Origin of the sequence: Undibacterium sp. Ji49W, from assembly GCF_049340205.1 — a bacterium.
Lineage (GTDB): Bacteria > Pseudomonadota > Gammaproteobacteria > Burkholderiales > Burkholderiaceae_D > Undibacterium.
Map to the genome: position 1 here is coordinate 1 of NZ_JBMPOW010000033.1, position 17667 is coordinate 17667.

The 17667-nt window shown below is 52.4% G+C and carries 12 protein-coding genes; 11 read left to right on the forward strand and 1 reads right to left on the reverse strand.

Going from position 1 to position 17667, the window contains the following annotated elements:
- The 6 genes from ACO0LK_RS26570 to ACO0LK_RS26595 form a co-directional block, all read left to right on the forward strand.
- Positions 1-200 (forward strand): hypothetical protein (locus ACO0LK_RS26570; protein ID WP_422971835.1); only part of this gene is annotated, 200 nt, incomplete at its 5' end.
- A 104-nt stretch (positions 201-304) separates the two neighbouring features.
- Positions 305-682 carry a type II toxin-antitoxin system RelE/ParE family toxin gene (locus ACO0LK_RS26575; protein ID WP_422980530.1) on the forward strand — a complete coding sequence of 126 codons (378 nt, stop codon included), beginning with the start codon at positions 305-307 and terminating at the stop codon, positions 680-682.
- Entirely contained in the window at positions 669-980 is a 312-nt protein-coding gene (locus ACO0LK_RS26580; protein ID WP_422980532.1) for a helix-turn-helix domain-containing protein, read from the forward strand. Before ACO0LK_RS26575 ends, ACO0LK_RS26580 begins: the two co-directional genes overlap by 14 nt.
- A gap of 148 nt (positions 981-1128) precedes the next feature.
- On the forward strand, positions 1129-1596 hold the full coding sequence (locus ACO0LK_RS26585) for a cache domain-containing protein (protein ID WP_422980534.1): 468 nt from the start codon (positions 1129-1131) through the stop codon (positions 1594-1596).
- Between the two features lie 498 nt (positions 1597-2094).
- Positions 2095-4860 (forward strand): beta strand repeat-containing protein, encoded by a 2766-nt coding sequence (locus tag ACO0LK_RS26590; protein WP_422980536.1) that lies wholly within the window; start codon positions 2095-2097, stop codon positions 4858-4860.
- Positions 4861-4935: 75 nt separating this feature from the next.
- Positions 4936-6078 carry an OmpA family protein gene (locus tag ACO0LK_RS26595; RefSeq protein ID WP_422980538.1) on the forward strand — a complete coding sequence of 381 codons (1143 nt, stop codon included), beginning with the start codon at positions 4936-4938 and terminating at the stop codon, positions 6076-6078.
- Positions 6079-6174: 96 nt separating this feature from the next.
- Here the strand turns inward: ACO0LK_RS26595 and glnE are convergent, their stop codons facing one another.
- Positions 6175-8904, reverse strand: coding sequence for a bifunctional [glutamate--ammonia ligase]-adenylyl-L-tyrosine phosphorylase/[glutamate--ammonia-ligase] adenylyltransferase (gene glnE, locus ACO0LK_RS26600; protein ID WP_422980540.1), 2730 nt, complete (start codon positions 8902-8904; stop codon positions 6175-6177).
- A gap of 407 nt (positions 8905-9311) precedes the next feature.
- On the opposite strand from glnE, the gene ACO0LK_RS26605 reads away from it, so the two are divergent.
- The 5 genes from ACO0LK_RS26605 (at position 9312) to bcsD (ending at position 17648) form a co-directional block, all read left to right on the forward strand.
- Complete coding sequence (locus tag ACO0LK_RS26605) at positions 9312-13553, forward strand: YhdP family protein (RefSeq protein ID WP_422980542.1); 4242 nt, start codon at positions 9312-9314, stop codon at positions 13551-13553.
- Positions 13554-13580: 27 nt separating this feature from the next.
- Positions 13581-14375 carry a carbon-nitrogen hydrolase family protein gene (locus tag ACO0LK_RS26610; RefSeq protein WP_422980544.1) on the forward strand — a complete coding sequence of 265 codons (795 nt, stop codon included), beginning with the start codon at positions 13581-13583 and terminating at the stop codon, positions 14373-14375.
- A gap of 92 nt (positions 14376-14467) precedes the next feature.
- Positions 14468-15937, forward strand: a complete 1470-nt coding sequence (tldD, locus tag ACO0LK_RS26615) for a metalloprotease TldD (protein ID WP_422980545.1) — start codon at positions 14468-14470, stop codon at positions 15935-15937.
- A gap of 43 nt (positions 15938-15980) precedes the next feature.
- On the forward strand, positions 15981-16748 hold the full coding sequence (bcsQ, locus tag ACO0LK_RS26620) for a cellulose biosynthesis protein BcsQ (protein WP_422980546.1): 768 nt from the start codon (positions 15981-15983) through the stop codon (positions 16746-16748).
- Positions 16749-17156: 408 nt separating this feature from the next.
- On the forward strand, positions 17157-17648 hold the full coding sequence (gene bcsD / locus ACO0LK_RS26625) for a cellulose biosynthesis protein BcsD (RefSeq protein WP_422980547.1): 492 nt from the start codon (positions 17157-17159) through the stop codon (positions 17646-17648).
- Positions 17649-17667: the final 19 nt, after the last annotated feature.

Here is a 17667-nt window from a genome sequence, read left to right on the forward strand (position 1 = left end):
GCTTTACAGAGTCGACAGAGTTCAAGGCCAGTTCCCAATCCAAGGTCTCGCTGACGCTGGATTATATCGGGCTGCTGGGTCATGCACCGGATGCAGCAACCTTCAATCAGTTGCTGGCGCAGTCGGGGACGGATGCGGTGACGCTTATCGGGCAGTTTATTAATTCGCCTGAGTATTTGGCGAGGTTTATGCCGGTTTGAGGGGGGGGCTGACCTGATGGGGGAGATAACTGCAAATCGATTAGTGTTGCGCGGCATAGCACTAGGTGCTATATTATATTTTCATTACAAAGATATCCTATGACATGCAAATCTTCTTGACGAAATGGTTTGCCCGTTGGGCGGCAAAAGAAGGTGTGCCAGAACAGGCACTATGTGCAGCAGTTGCTGAAATGGAGCAAGGATTAATTGATGCTCACCTGGGAGGACAGGTTGTCAAGAAAAGGGTTGCCGTAGGTGGGCGTGGCAAGAGCGGTGGCGTGCGTACAATTCTGGGTTTTAAACTTAATGACAAGGCGTTTTTCCTATACGGCTTTGCCAAGAACCAGCGCGACAATATCGGTGACAAGGAATTGCAGGCATTGAAACTGCTGGCATCAGAATTGATGAAGTACGATCGTAAAACGCTGAATAAAGCGATACGAGCGCAGGAACTCGTAGAGGTGAACAATGAGCAAACATGACAAATTACTCGATGTGTTGCACGGTACAGCGCAGGGATTGCATTCTGCCGGCGTAATGGACACAACTACCATGCGGGAATTTGATGTCTTGTGCCTGTCACCGGTACAAGATTATACGGCTGAGCAGATCAAGCATTTGCGTTTGCGCGTCAAAGCTAGCCAGGCGGTGTTTGCTGCATACCTCAACACTAGCCCTTCGACGGTACAAAAGTGGGAGCAGGGTCAAAAGCACCCCAATGGTCCTTCGCTTAAATTGCTGAATTTGGTGGATCGCAAGGGGCTGGATGTGCTGGCTTGACATGTCGATTTCGTTGAAAATCACATGGTTTTGAAAATGCCAACTTTTCGTAATACAGCAACGCCATATTGTGCAAGCGCAAAACGATTTATTTGCTTTTGGGTAATTCGGGGGGTAGGATAAAATCCTTACCCCAATGGAGACTGCTATGCGACGAATTATGTTGGTTTGCCTGGTTTTTGTAAGTGCCTTGTTGTCTTTGTCGCCAGCTATGGCCGCAGGTGATCGTGGTAGCGCCGAAGAGGCGATTGCCCTGGTCAAAAAGGGCAAGGATTTCATCAAGGCGAATGGCACAGAGTCTGCCTATACCGCTTTCAATGATCCCAAGGGGCAGTTTGTTGACAGGGATTTGTACCTGTTTGTATTTGATGCCACGGGCAAAACTCTGGCGCATGGTGCCAATGCCAAACTGCTGGGAAAAAATCTGGCTGACCTGAAAGATTCGGACAATAAATATTTCATTCGCGAATTTTTAGAGCTTGCCAGCAAGAAGGGCAAGGGGTGGGTAGATTACAAATGGCCGCATCCACAGACGAAGGCGATAGAACATAAATCCACCTATATAGAAAAACTTGATGATGGCACGATCATCGGCTGTGGTATCTACAAGTCATAGCTAATATAAGTACCGTATTTCCCAAACAGGCACGCTTTGAAGCGTGCCTGTTTTGTTTGGCGCAGCCATCACGGCGGCGTTGATTTCAATTTTTTGTCCCATCCTCTCATCGCTGGCGACACACTATCCCTTCAGCTATTCCTCTCCATTCGCTTCATTTCGCAGTCTTTTCCAAAATGTGTTGTTTAAGTTAATTCAATGGCAGTTCAGTGTGCTATCGCACAGATCAAGGGCTTGGAAAGGGGGATAAGTAACACTTGATACGGCCATCAAACCTACAACACTTGATCGCCTGTCAAAGTACACACTGATAAAGATTGCCTCCCATATGTGAAACCAACTCTGAAAAGAGATTTCACCTCAGGTCGTCGTCGGTAACAACACAAGAACAATGCATGGCGGTCACACCGAAATTGCTCGGCACCGGACTCACCTGAAAAAAAGGCAAAAATGAATATCCTACAGCGCTACCTGAGGCCGCTTGCATGCGTGTCCGCAATGCTCATCACATCACTGGTTGCCGGTTGCGGCGGCGGTGGTGGTGATCCAATTTTAGGCTTACCATCAGCCACCTTGTCAACGCTGACGGTCAGTCCAGTGACTGCTACGGTAGCAAGTGGTGGCATGCAACAATTTGTGGCGACGGCAACTTATGCTGACGGCGCTTCGCGCGATGTGACGGCAACATCGTCCTGGACTTCTGCCACTCCCGCTGTAGCAACTGTAGTCAGTAATACCGGTGTCGCCAAAGGTGTGGTGAATGGCAGCTCTGTGATATCTGCCAGTTTTGGAGGTAAAACTGCTTCGGCAACGTTGACGGTCTCTCCGGCAACGCTGCAATCGATTAGCTTGCTTCCTGCCAATCCATCTATCGCGGTCGGTGGCACACAAAAGTTTCAGGCCATGGGCACTTACTCTGATGGCACCACCAGTGACATCTCGGCGATTTCGACTTTCACTTCAGCATCGCCTGCCTTTGCAACCATTACCAGCACGGGCTTGGCAACGGGCGTGGCTATCGGTTCATCTACCGTTACTGCTGTATCGGGCACAACGACGGCCAGTACCAAGCTCACTGTGACAGGTGCCGGTCTGGCGTCCATCGCTTTGACTCCGGCCAATCCGCCCATGCAAATCGGTACCACGCAGCAACTGACTGTGACTGCAAAATACACGGATGGCAGCAGCGTCAATGTGACTGCCAGCAGTAGTTTTTCTTCGGCGACACCAGCTATCGCGACAGTTTCGACTACAGCGGCCAGCAATGGTTTTGTGACTGCGATCGCGAGTGGAACATCGATTATTACCGCAAGCTTTAACGGTATCAGCACGACGACCACGGTTAATGTCAGCTCGGCGTTACTGACTTCGATTACTGTTACACCGGTCAATGCCAATCTTGCAGTCGGCAGCACGCAGCAATATCTTGCCAGCGGCAATTATTCTGATGGGACGACAGCCAATATCAGCAATGGCGTGACGTGGACCACCAGCTCACCATTGATCGCAACAGTCTTGCCGAATGGTCTGGCTAACGCCATCAGCACCGGGAATGCGCTCGTCACTGCAAGCCTGGGCAGCAAGACAGCCTCTGCTTCATTGGTGGTGATAGCGCCGGTTACCTTGAACTCCATCGCTATTACACCTTCAAGTGCGAATCTGGCAGTCGGATCAACCCAGGCATTTGTAGCGACCGGTACCTACTCTGATGGCAGTAATGTGAATATTACGAATTCTGTCACCTGGAGTTCTGGCACTACACCGATTGCAACTATCCTGTCTTCAGGTGTTGCCACGGGCATATCCGCAGGTACCACAATTATCACAGCAAGTTCTGCGGGAAAATCGGCGTCATCAACACTGACTGTCTTGTCAGGTACGGCACTGACCTCGATTACGGTCACGCCTGCCAACAATAATATTACTGTCGGTGCAACGCAAAGTCTGGTCGCGACGGGCAATTATTCCGATGGTAGTACTGCTGTCATCACCAATTCCGTCACCTGGACTTCAGGTGCCAGCCCGGTTGCTACCGTCTCTGCAAATGGTCTGGTCAGCGCGGTCGCGGCAGGTAGTGCACCTGTTGTGGCCATATCCGGTACGAAATCTGGCTCTGCTACCATCAATGTCTTGCCGGTAGCGGCATTAAATTCGATTGCTGTGACGCCGGGTAATCCCACCATAGGTATAGGTGGTACACAGAACTTTGTCGCTACCGGTAGTTTTGCCGATGGCAGTAGCCTCAATATCAGCAATGCAGTGACCTGGGCATCGGCCAATTCGGCGATTGCCAGCGTATCTGTAAATGGTGTGGCGAATGGCTTGTCAGGTGGCACGACTTCGATTGCAGCTAATCTGTCAGGCAAGACTGGTTCGACCGGTTTCACGGTGACACCTGTCGTGACACTCAGCAGTATCACTTTGACGCCAGCCAATGCTAGTGCAACAGTCGGCGCATCGCAACAGTTCATCGCGACCGGCAACTACTCAAATGCGACGACCAATAACATCAACACCACGGTCATCTGGCTTTCCAGTGCAAATGGCGTTGCGAGTGTATCGTCCACCGGGCAGGTAGTTGCTATTGCACCTGGTGTAACAAATATCTCTGCTACGCAAGGAGCGCTTACAACGACAACTACCTTTACTGTCACGGTGGCACCAATTGCCGGCATTAATCTGGGCGGTGCGACCAGTTTTGCGGTACTGGGAGGTACATCGATCACCAATAATTCTGGCGGTACTACCCTAATCAGTGGTGACATAGGTTCACCATCGCAGATTGTGGACCCGGTGCAGACTGCCGGTTTCATTAACTACAAATCAGGTGCAATTCTGAACACGGCCCTGGCTGACTTGCAGGTGGCGATTGCGGATGCGAATAGCCGCACCTGCACTTCCAGCTCTGCCAGTGGCATTGATCTGGGTGGGCAAACCTTTACCCCTGGTGTGTATTGCTATGCGGGTGCAATCAACATCACAGGCACCTTTACCATGAATGGCGCAGGCCTGTATCTGTTCCGCAGCAGTTCGACGCTAAATACGACGGCGAATTCGATTGTTACCTTAACAGGCGGTGCAACTGCCAGCAGTGTGTTCTGGGTACCGGTTGCAGCCACGACGCTGGGTGCAAACAGTGTATTCAAGGGAAGCATCATGGCGCAATCTGCCGGCATCACAATGGGCGACACGGCAACATTGCAAAATGGCCGGGTTCTGTCGGGTAGTGCAGTGACTCTTAAAAATAACGTGATTGCACGTTAAATAATTCATGGGTAAATGAAAGGGCTGATGTCACTCCCTTTCATCCTATTTCAGTCATTTCTTCAGGAGAAACACATGGCGCTGCCAAAAAATGTAATTACACTTAACTTGTTTGCCTGTGCGCTGCTTGCCAGCCAACTGGCACAAGCCGATGAACCCTGGACCAACCCGGACTGGGCAGATAGCGCCTGGTATATTGGCGGCGGTGCTGGTCGGGCGAAAGCCACGATCGATAAAGATACCCTGACACGCAGCCTGATGGATAACGGTGCCAGCAATGTCAACTTCCGTACCAGCGAACGTGATACGGCGTACAAGCTGTTTCTGGGCAAGCAGATGAATAAATACTTTGCCATCGAGGGCGGGTATTATGATCTGGGAAAATTCGGGTTTGATGCCACCACCACGCCGCCAGGTGCCATCAGTGGTGAAGTTGGCTTTCGTGGCTTCAATCTCGATCTGGTCGGGCAACTACCCTTGTCGGAACGATTTTCCCTGCTGGGACGCATTGGTGCCAATTACACCAGGGCAGATGCGCATTTCACCGGCAATCGTCTGTATGCAGTCACCAACCCTAATCCCAGCGAGAAAAAGCTGAATCCCAAAGTCGGGCTTGGTCTGGAATATAAATTTACCGAAGCACTGGCCATGCGTGGTGAAGCAGAGCGTTATCGTGTCAACGATGCAGTAGGTAATCGTGGCGATGTGGATTTTTATTCCATCAGTCTCGTCTACAAATTGGGCAAGCCAGCTTATGCAAGGCCGGTATCCTATATCGCACCACCGACACCTGCACCAGTCATGGAGCCAGCACCGGCACCTGTCGTTCGCAATGTACCGCCACCACCAAGACCGCAACCAGTGTCTGAAAAGGTCACCTTCAGTGCAGAGGCATTGTTTGATTTCGATAAATCCATTGTCAAACCCGCAGGCAAGCAGGCGCTCGATGATTTGTTGAGCAAACTACAGGGTATGAATACGGAAGTGATGATTACCGTCGGTCACACTGATTCGATAGGTAGTGATGACTACAATCAGAAACTGTCTATCCGTCGCGCTGAAGCCGTCAAGGCTTACCTGATTACCAAAGGGATTGATGCGTCACGCGTCTATACCGAAGGTAAGGGCGAAACCCAGCCGATTGCTGATAACAAGACCAGTGAAGGCCGCGCTAAAAATCGTCGCGTGACGGTTGAGGTTGTCGGTTCACGTCCTTAAGTGTAGGGCAGTCCGAGAGAAAATATTCTCGCGCGCCTGTGTGCAGATCATGCCATCCAAAGTTTACTCTGGATGGCATGATCATTTTTTTTGCACCTAGGCCAGCAAACTATCCCATAAAGCTTTGGTCGCCTGGGCTTCTTTGCTGACCATTTCCGGCTCCACCCGGGCGCGGTCTTCGCCTTGCAGGCGTATCCCGTGCTGTAATTTACGGAACAGGCGGTAGGCGACGGCAGTCTGATTCGCCAGCCCTGCATCAATCAGACCCAGTTCACCGCAGCGTATCAACAGGGCAATATTGCCTTTGTTGGCTGTCAGTTCCGGATACTGTCTGGCGTATTTCAGGACCAGGTATTGCACGATAAATTCTATGTCTATCATGCCGCCGGCATCCTGCTTGAGATCAAACAGATCACTGCGATTGACATTGGCATCGCGCATTTTCTTGCGCATATTGATGACTTCACTGCGCAGCTGTTCGTCATCCCTTTGCTGGCGCAAGACCTGCTCGCGTATCTGTTCAAACTGGGCACCGATGGCGGCATCGCCAGCGCAGAAGCGGGCGCGTGTCAGGGCCTGGTGTTCCCATAGCCAGGCAGATTGTTCCTGATAGCGGGCAAAGGACGCAACGGACGATACCAGCAAGCCACTGGCGCCGTCCGGGCGTAGGGCGATATCGATATCAAACAGGATGCCGGCCGGGGTGTGGCTGGTCATCCAGGTAATGAAGCGTTGCGCCAGTTTTGCATAATTGGCCGGGGCTTCCTGGTCCTCATCTTCATACAGGAAAATGACATCCAGATCGGATGCGTAACCCAGTTCCTTGCCGCCCTGTTTGCCATAGGCGATGACGGCAAAACGCGGCTCAGGCCGGTGCCGGCTGGCGATGGTTTTCCAGGCGGATTGCAGGACGGCGGCGACGATGATATCGGCCAGTTGTGACAATTCATCCGCCAGATGTTCGACACTCAACTGGCCTTCCAGATCCTGCGCTAGCAAACGGAATTGCAGCGCATGATGCATTTCGCGCAGGGTTTCCATCTGCCTTTCGGTATCACCCTGATGCTGGTCCAGATGATGTTGCAGATCGAGCCGGAAGGCTGCCCAGTCGGGGCGTTGATGGAGGGAGGATTCATCCAGCAGTTCATCCAGCAGGATAGGGTGGCGGCTCAGGAACTTGGCGGCCCAGTCGCTGGCAGCCATCATGCGTATGACACGTGCCAGTGCATGCGGGTATTCGGTCAGCAGTGCCAGGTAGGCGGCGCGACGGGCGATGGTTTCCATGAAATCCAGCAACCGGCTCCAGGCCAGTAACTGGTTAGTGCTTTGGCGGGCGATGATGTTCAGTGCATTATTCACCAGCGCCACCAGCTTGTTGCGGCTGGCTTCTGACAAGGCCTGTACCTTGGGCGATTGCCAGGTCGCCGTCAACCTTTGCGTGATGGCGGTGGCATCGCTGCCAGAAAAACCGAGACCAGACAGATGTGCTGCAATCAGTTCATCGCTGTCCGGGCCGGACAGGCTGATGGCCAGCATGCCTTGTTCAGTCTCGCTATTATTCTTGGCCTTGTCGCGGAAAATTGCATCAAACTGTTCGGCAATGAATTCACGGTGTGGTCGTAATTGTTCCAGCAAACCGGCTACGCTGGTACAACCCATCATGCAGGCGATTCGCTGCTGGTCTTCTTCACGCACGGGGAAGGTATGGGTCTGGGCATCATCCAGATATTGCAGGCGATGTTCAAGGTTGCGCAGGAAGGTGTAAGAAATTAGCAGGCGTTCGACTATGGCCGCATCCAGGATGCCCTTGTCGGCCAGGGTCTGCAAAGTCTTGCGGGTGGAGCGGTCGCGCAGGCTGACATCGCGTCCGCCACGGATGAGCTGGAACACCTGCGCCAGAAATTCAACCTCGCGGATACCGCCCCGGCCCAGTTTGACATTATTGCTGCGTTCCGGGTGCTTGGTTTCCTGCCGCACGACTTCGGCCCTGATCTGGGCATGCATGGAACGCAGGGAATCAATCGCGCCGTAATCGAGATAACGCCTGTACACAAAAGGCCGGATAATTTTTTCCAGTGCCGCAATATCGCCAGGTTGGCCCGTCATGGCACGTGCCTTGACCCAGGCATAGCGTTCCCATTCCCGGCCCTGGATCAGGAAATATTCTTCTATCATGTTGAAACTGGCAACCAGCGGGCCAGATGCCCCATTGGGACGCAGGGCCATGTCGACACGGAAGCTGAAACCGTCTTCAGTCACTTCAGAAATGGCAGCGATCAGTTTTTTACCCAGGCGGCTGAAGTATTCATGATTGGACAGGCTGCGCTGGGTGGCGTCCTGCACCCGGGTTTCGCCATCTTCGGCATAGCAAAAGATTAAATCGATGTCAGAAGAGACATTCAACTCAAAACCACCGAGCTTGCCCATGCCCAGCACGATCAAGGCCTGTTCGGCACCGCTTTCTTCACCGATGGGAACACCATGCATGGCTTGCATGTCGGCGTCAATGGCCTGCAAATGCTGCTGGACGACAAAATCGGCAAACTGGCTGATGGTGGTGACTACCTCATCCATATCTGCCTGTCCACAGAGATCGCGTTTGATGAGAGAACAGATCACCAGATTGCGCAAACGGCGCATGGCTTTGTTAAGAGATATGCCAGTGCATATTTCTTTTTGTAAAAACTGCGCAAAACCCTCTGGTCTCAAGGATAATTCAGAAACTTGCTGTAAAAGCGGTTTTCGGCTGGCATCTGCGGAAAGCCAATTGGAGAAAAAGCGGGAAGCCTGAAGTATTTCGGCGTCCGGGGAAGGGCTTGCAGTCATAATGGGGCATCGTTAGCCAAGGATGACATGGATTTTAAGCGATCTGCGCCTTGTTGGTGCAGTATGCGGTGCAAGAACCTGAATCGCCCGTAGTGCAAACGAACATAAATATATTTATACTCCGGTGGAGTATGAAAAAGTATAAGAAAGTATAAGAAAGTATTAGAGCGTCGCCAACCAGACCAGTGCGCCCGACCAGGGCATGGTGGGTAGGGCGATAAGGATCAGAGACAAAATGCCAGAGCAGTTGACATGTTGAAAATAAAGGGCTTTTCGTTATTTATAGCCCGCGAGTTGACGTTAGCAGTAAGTGTCATCCCTGTTATGGGTTTTATGGCAAGACAAAGGGATAACAATTGGGCAGAGTTAACTTCAGGTACGACTTCTCTACAGATTGAAATTTAGCAATGACTCAGGAAGAACAAGTACACATTGCTAATGCCGCAAAGGCGGAAGAAAGCGCACAGCCCAACCGTTTCTGGTGGTTTTGTGGTTTTACCTGGCGCACCTGTGGCCGGGGGCTGCGCTTTACGCTGAAATTCCTGCTGCTGCTGTATTTCCTGTTTTGCGCCCTGGTGCTGGTGTTGCGCTATGTCGTCTTGCCGAATGTGAACAGCTACAAGCCGGATATCGAGAAAATGATCTCGGCATCGCTGGGGCGGCAATTGCAAATTGCTGACTTGCACGCGTCGTGGCAGGGCCTGAATCCGCAACTGGTGCTGGACAATGTAGTACTGCGCGATGCCAAGGGCGTAGCGGCACTGACGCTGCCGCAGGTGTCCGCTACACTGTCCTGGTGGACACTGGCGGTAGCAGACCTGCGTTTTGAACGCATTGTGGTTGAAAAACCAGCGCTGGATGTGGCGCGTGAAGCCGACGGCAAGTTCTTTGTTGGTGGATTTTTGATCGACCCGGCGGCCGAGAGCAAAGGTCAGGGCATGGACTGGGTCTTGTCGCAGCGCGAAATTGTGATACGCAATGGTGCTGTGCGCTGGACCGACAAGTTGCGCAATGCCCCAGCGTTGAATTTGCCGGATGTCAGTTTTGTCTTGCAAAACCAGTGGCGTCATCACCGCTTTGCCCTGAAGGCGACACCGCCCGTCAACTTGTCTACCCCAATGGATATCCGTGGTGATTTCCAGCATCCGGTATTTGCCAAAAGGGTATCTGATTTTTCCCTGTGGTCGGGTGAACTGTATGCCGATGTGCGGCGTGCCGATTTGCCTGCGCTGAAGGCTTATGTGGATTATCCAGCCGATGTCAAAAAAGGCTATGGTTCGGTACGTTCATGGCTGCGCCTGGAAAAAGGCCGTGTGACTGATTTGACTGCAGACCTCAGTCTGGCGGATGTCGAAGGCAAATTTCGCGCTGATCTGCCAGAACTGGACATGGCCCTCGTCAGTGGTCGTCTGATCGCCAGCGAACACCAGGCGCTGAAGGCGAAATATCTGACATCGATGTTTGGTCAATCTGGCCATAGCATTTCGCTCATCGATTTTTCCATGCGTACCCGCGATGGCGTGCAATTGCCACCCACCAGCATCAAGGAAACCTTTACACCTGGCGAAAAAGGTCAGCCTGAGAAGGTGGAGCTGTATGCCAAGACCCTGGATTTGCAAACCCTGGCCAATTTTGCCGAGCATTTGCCGCTGCCTGTTGATCAGCGCCAGATGCTGGTGGATTTTGCGCCCAAGGGGCAATTGAAGGATTTCACCGCCAAATGGCAGGGCAGTTATCCGGATGTCGCCTCATACAGTATCAAGGGGCAGTTTATTAACCTGTCCATGCAGGCACAACCGGCCCAACTGGCACGCGCCAAAACGGCACAATTGCCAGCCAAGGCAGCTGTGCCGGCCATTCCCGGCTTTGAAAACCTGTCCGGACAGATCGAAGCCAATGACAAGGGGGGTAATTTCACCCTTGATTCCAAAGATCTGTCGCTGCGTCTGTCCAGCTATTTTGTGGATCCACTGATGCCGTTTTCGCGTTTGCTGATGCAGGCGCAATGGCAGTTTGTGGCACAGGATAAACTGATTTTCCAGATCAATAAAATGGATGCCCAGCAAGAAGGTATGCATGCTGTGCTCAGTGGCAAACACATCATGTCCATGCGCCACGGTGCCGATGCACAGCCGGGTGAAGTGGATTTGACTGGCAGTATTTCTGGGTTTGATTTGAAACAGCTGGATCGCTATATTCCTACCGTGGCTGCCGATGACCTGCGTCACTGGTTATTGAATTCCATCCTTGATGGCCGGGCAGATGATGTGACGATACGCATCAAGGGCGATCTCGCTCATTTTCCTTTCGTTAGCACGGACGGCAAGCGTGCATCCAAGGGCGAATTCGTTGTCAAAGGTAACCTGACCGGTGGCAAGCTGGATTTTACCGCCGGTGCCCTGGCGGAAGAAGGTCGCCCGCTGTGGCCAGTGATAGAAGATATCAAAGGTAATTTTATTTTTGATAAAGCCAGGATGGAAATCAACGGCGACACCGCAAGAACCCTGGGTGTGGATCTGAAAAAGGTCAAGGCGGTGATTCCCGATCTGGCTCACCATCATGGCATCCTGAATATTGACGGTACAGTCAATGGCAGCCTGCAAAACATGCTGGGCTATGTCGGTGCCAGCCCGGTCAGTGGCTGGCTGGGGCATTTCCTGAAAGAGACAAAATCCACGGCCCCGGCGGCCCTGTCGCTGAAATTGCAATTGCCGTTGCAGCATCTGATTGAATCCAAGGTGCAGGGCGTTTTGCAGTTTGCCAATAACGATGTGGTCTTGCAGCCAGGCATACCTCAGGTAACTGGTCTGAATGGCAGGCTGGAATTTAATGAAACCGGTGTCAATCTCGGCACGTTGAAGGGCAGTTTGCTGGGTAGCGGGGTGCAGATCAGTGGCGGCTCGCAGAAAGACAATAGCGTCAAGGTACGGCTGGATGGCAGTATGACGGCAGAAGGCTTGCGCAAGGTCATGCCGGCTTCCATGGTTGATCGTCTGGGTGACCGTATTAATGGCAGCACGCGTTACACCGCCAGCATCCACGTCAAAAAACGTCAGCCAGAGATCGTGATCGAATCCAATCTGAGCGGGCTGGCATTGAATTTCCCCGCGCCGATGAAAAAAAGTGCGATGGAAGTCATGCCACTGCGCTTTGAAATGCTGCCCCTGGCCAGCAATGACGCCCAGGTCTGGCGTGATGACATCCATGTGTCGCTGGGTAATACCATCAATGCCCGCTACCTGCGCCAAAAGACTGGTGCTGCGCCCTGGCAGGTGCTGCGTGGCGGCATCGGTGTCAATGCACCCGCACCAGAACCAGACAGTGGCCTTAGCGCCAATATCGAACTCAAGTCTCTGAATATTGATGAATGGCGACGTTTGGCCGTACCCGCTGCCAGCAGCAATGGCAACGGCGGAAACAATGGAAACAGCGGAAACAATAGCAGCGCACAGGCAGCCAATGTCGTTCAGACTGCCGGACTTGAAAAAGAGACCATGGAGCTTGATCTCAGCCCGTATCTGGAGCCGACTTCCATGGCTGCCCGGACTTCAGAGCTGCATGTCGTAGGCAAACAGCTGGAAAATGTGGTGGTGGGTGTCACGCACCAAAAAAATGTGTGGCAGGCGAATATCCATTCGAATCAGGCTTCCGGCTATCTGACCTGGAATGAAGGTGCGGGTGGTCAGGGGCTGGGCAGTGTGACGGCCCGCTTGAGTAATCTCATCATTCCCCAATCGGCAGCGGCCGATGTCAGTGAATTACTGGAAGGTAAAAACACGACTACCCAGATACCTGGGCTTGATATCGTGGCGGAGAATTTTGAACTCTTCAATAAAAAACTGGGCTATCTGGAATTGCAAGCCGTGAATCAAGTGCAAAGCAACAGCGGACGTGAATGGCAAATTAATAAAATCTTGCTGAAAAACCCGGATGCAGAATTCAGTGGCAGCGGCAAATGGGCCAGCCAAGGCGGTGATGGCCGTACCCAGCTCAATTATGTGCTGGATGTGGCGAATGCCGGCAAGTTGCTGGAACGACTGGGTTTTGCCGATGTCTTGCGCGGTGGACGCGGCAAGCTGGAAGGTGACGTTCACTGGAACGGCTTGCCCTTCGCCATGGATATCCCGAGCATGAACGGGCAGATCAAGTTGGTACTTTCCAGTGGGCAATTTTTGAAGGTGGACCCAGGTGCTGCCAAGTTGCTGGGCGTGTTGAGCATGCAGTCGCTACCGCGCCGCCTGACACTGGATTTCCGGGATGTATTTTCTGACGGCTTTGCCTTTGACTCCATCGCCGGTATTGCACAGATACAGCAGGGCGTGGCAAAAACCGATAACCTGAAAATGCTGGGCGTGAGCGCCACCGTGCTCTTGCAGGGAAATGCTGATATCGTGCATGAATCGCAGAACCTGCATGCCACCGTGATTCCGGTCGTGAATGTGGGTACGGCATCCGTGGTTTATGGCTTGGCGGTCAATCCGGTGATTGGTCTGGGCACCTTTCTTGCTCAGTTGTTCTTGCGTGAACCTTTGAGCAAGGCCTTTACTTTTGAATACCAGATCAGCGGGTCCTGGAAAGAACCGACAGTGACCAAGATAGATAATCGCGACGAAGCACAAAATAATCGCAAACCCGTTGCCGTTCAGTAGGCAGGGTGACAACTACATGAGGGTGAGATGAAGATTGCTGCAATACAAATGATTTCTACACCAGTGGTGGCAGAGAATATCGCTACTGCAAAACGCCTGATGCAAGAAGCGGCTGACGCTGGCGCTAAAGTGTTGCTGTTGCCCGAATACTGGCCTTTGATGGGCTTGCATGAAACCGACAAGGTCGGCGTCGCCGAAGAATTCGGCCACGGCAGCATGCAAAGTTTTATGGCTGAAACCGCCCGCAGCCTGGGTGTGTGGCTGATAGGCGGCACCATTCCACTGAAAGCGGCAGAACCCGGCAAGGTCTTGAACACCACGCTGGTGTTTAACCCGCAAGGCGAACAGGTGGCGCGTTACGATAAAATCCATTTGTTCGGTTTCAGCAAAGGGGAAGAGTCGTATGAAGAAGCGCGCACCATTGTTGCTGGTGAGCAAGTTAGCAGTTTTGATGCCGGTTTTGGCCAGATTGCCTTGTCCATCTGTTATGACTTGCGCTTCCCGGAATTATTTCGCGCGCTGGGCACCTGTTCGCTGATCGTGGTACCTGCTGCATTTACCTACACCACAGGGCAGGCGCATTGGGAAATCCTGTTGCGTGCCAGGGCGATAGAAAATCAGTGTTATGTACTTGCCTGTGGGCAAGGTGGCAAGCATGTGAATGGCCGCCGTACCTGGGGTCACAGCATGCTGATTGACCCCTGGGGCAAGGTACTGGCCGTGCAGGAAGAAGGCGAGGGCATCGTCAGTGGTGACATCGATGAAGCTTTGATTGCCAGCATACGTGAAAGCCTGCCTGCCTTGCGCCATCGTAAACTGTGAGCGGCCACAGAGACAGCCCGTATTGCTCTACAATGTGATATCGGGCGTAATTTGCGCCATTCATTCTAATTTGTTGTACTCAGAAGCTATCCATGACTCCATATGATCCCGCTTTAAGCCATCTCAGCATCGCTCGCGATATCCTGCTGACTCCTTTCGGTCTGGACGAATCCAAACTCAGTAAAGTGCTGGCCAGCATGTTCAGCCACAAGGTTGATTACGCCGATCTGTATTTCCAGTTCACCCGCAATGAAGGCTGGAGCCTGGAAGAAGGCATCGTCAAGACCGGCAGTTTTTCCATTGATCAGGGTGTCGGCGTGCGTGCCGTGTCAGGTGACAAGACTGCTTTTTCTTACTCTGACGAAATATCCGAGCAAGCCTTGTTTGATGCCGCCAAGGCTACCCGCACCATAGCTCGCCAGGGTGCAGGCAAGATCAAGGTCGCCTCCAGCCTGCAAGGCCTGGAATGTTTGAATGGCCGCGCCCTGTATCTGCGTGATGATCCGCTGAATTCGCTGGACGCAACCGAAAAAGTGCAACTGCTGGAACGTCTGGAAAAAATTGCCCGTGCAAAAGATCCCCGCATCGTGCAAGTCATGGCCAGCGTCGCCGGTGAATATGATGTCGTACTGGTAGCGCGCAGTGATGGTGTGATTGCTGCCGATATCCGTCCATTGGTACGCGTTTCTGTAACGGTCATCGCAGAGCAGAATGGTCGTCGTGAAATGGGTAGCAGCGGTGGTGGTGGCCGTTATGATTATTCCTATTTCACCGATGTATTGCTGGAAAAATATGCGGATGAAGCCGTGAAATCGGCCCTCGTCAATCTGGATGCGCGTCCGGCACCGGCTGGTCCGATGACTGTGGTGCTTGGCCCTGGCTGGCCAGGCGTGTTGCTGCATGAAGCCATCGGCCATGGTCTGGAAGGCGATTTTAACCGCAAGGGTTCCAGTACGTTCTCGGGCCGTATTGGCCAGCGTGTTGCGGCCAAGGGCGTCACCGTGGTCGATGACGGCACCTTGCAAAACCGCCGTGGTTCACTGAACATGGATGATGAAGGCAACCCTACCCAGTGCACGACACTGATAGAAGACGGTATTCTGAAAGGCTATATGCAGGACACCATGAATGCCCGTCTGATGAAAATGCCGGTGACCGGCAATGCCAGACGCGAGTCTTTTGCCCACCTGCCGATGCCGCGCATGACCAATACCTATATGCTGGCTGGCGACAAGGACCCGGAAGAAATTCTGGCATCGGTAAAAAATGGCTTGTATGCCGTCAACTTTGGTGGGGGGCAGGTCGATATAACGAATGGTAAGTTCGTTTTTTCAGCCAGTGAAGCCTATATGATAGAAAACGGCAAGATCACCTATCCGGTCAAGGGTGCAACCCTGATCGGCAATGGCCCCGAAGTGCTGAACCATGTCAGCATGATAGGCAATGACCTGCGCCTTGATTCCGGTGTCGGTGTCTGTGGCAAGGAAGGACAAAGCCTGCCGGTAGGCGTAGGACAGCCAAGTCTGCGCATTGAGGGCCTGACCGTCGGGGGAACTGCCTGATGCTGATAGCCTTACGCCGCCTGTCGGGGCATGGGGCGCAACCATGATCGTCATCGCCATTGTGTCTGCCAAAGGTGGTGTGGGTAAAACCACGATCACCGCCAATCTGGGTGTCGGCATGGCGCAGCGCGGCCTGCCTGTCACTATTCTTGATCTTGATCCGCAAAATGCCATGCAATGGCATCTTGGTGGCCTGGAGCAGGGCGAAACCAATGGCATCAGCCTGCTGACGGCCGCCCGTGCCAAATTGATGGATGCCTGCTATACCAGCCCATTCGGTGTTGACTTTCTGCCATATGGTAATGGTGGCGAAGCCCAGCGCATACGCTTTGAGCAAGTGCTGGAAAAGCAGGACACCTGGCTGCGCAAGAAATTACAGGCAGCCAAGCTGCCAGCTAATGCCGTGGTCTTGCTTGACACCCCGCCTGGTCCTTCAGTCTATTTGCAGCAGGCCATCTATGCTGCTGATTTTTTGCTGGTGGTTGTTCTTGCCGATGCCGCCTCTTATTCCACCTTGCCAGAAATGGAAGAACTTATTTCCACCTATGGTCAGCGCAGCAATGCAGATGTGGGTTCTGCCTACATCGTCAACCAGGGTTCACAGCGGCAACTGGCACAAGACGTGCTAGCGTTGATAGCAGATCGCCTTGGCGATCGCATGGTCCCTTTCATCGTGCAGGAAAGTCCACAAGTCGAAGAAGCGCTGGCATATGAACGGCCGGTGCTGGAATACAAGCCGGACAATCCTGCCTCGCTAAGTATCCAGAAAATCATTGACTGGTTACTGACCGGCCTCAAGCAGCAGCGCTGATATTTAGCGAACATGGCCGGGCGGGATGCGCAGGTTTCGCGTGTTCAGTGCTGATCAGGTCTGCAAGCACCAGTCCGGGTGATTACTGTTATTTGTTATGCATCGCAGATTTTCTGTGTTGTAGTTGCGAACACATGCCTGGCGAGATGCATGAGAAATGCAGGAAATTTTATGGAAATAAAACGTCAAATAAGCGGTTTTGGGCGATCAATTGTAAAAATGGTATTCGAGATGTTTAAATAGCTATAAATCCTTTGTCTGCTTATAAATTGTTGACATTTCTCTATCCAGTTTGTCTGGACTGGCAATGTTAGCGAGTGGTAAAGTCGTAACGAATCAACACTCTCCAAGGTTTGCGTGTCACGATACAAGCCAGAGGGAACAAGTCAACGCAAGGGCGCATTGAGTATGTCTACAAATAATGTTCGTTATTACGAAGAGCACCAGTGTTCAAACCAGTGGCGTGCTTTTCTGGCAGCGTTTGCTGCTGAATTTGCATCCAAAGGTGAACCCAAGGATTTGCGTGTTTTCATGCACCAACTGGGACGCACCATGGCAAGTGGCTTTAATGTCGCCGATGGCAGCAGCCTGCAAGCGCTGGAAGCATGCATGAACCGCGTCTGGTCAGAAATGAACTGGGGCTGGGTCCAATTGGTCGAAGAAGCCGATGCACTGGTGGTTGCGCATCACGCGTCTCCATTGAAAGTGGCATTTGGTGAGGAAGCATTGAACTGGTCGCCAGCTTTGCTGGAAGGCATGTATGCGCAATGGTTTGAAACGCTGGGGATGGACAAGTCTTTACGTCTGTCACAACGTGATGGTGTGTTTGAAGACGGACAGTTATTTGTTTTTGATTTAAAGAAGCAGCTTGAAGAACAGACGTATTTCACACGTCGTTGATTTTTCGAGTAACAGGATT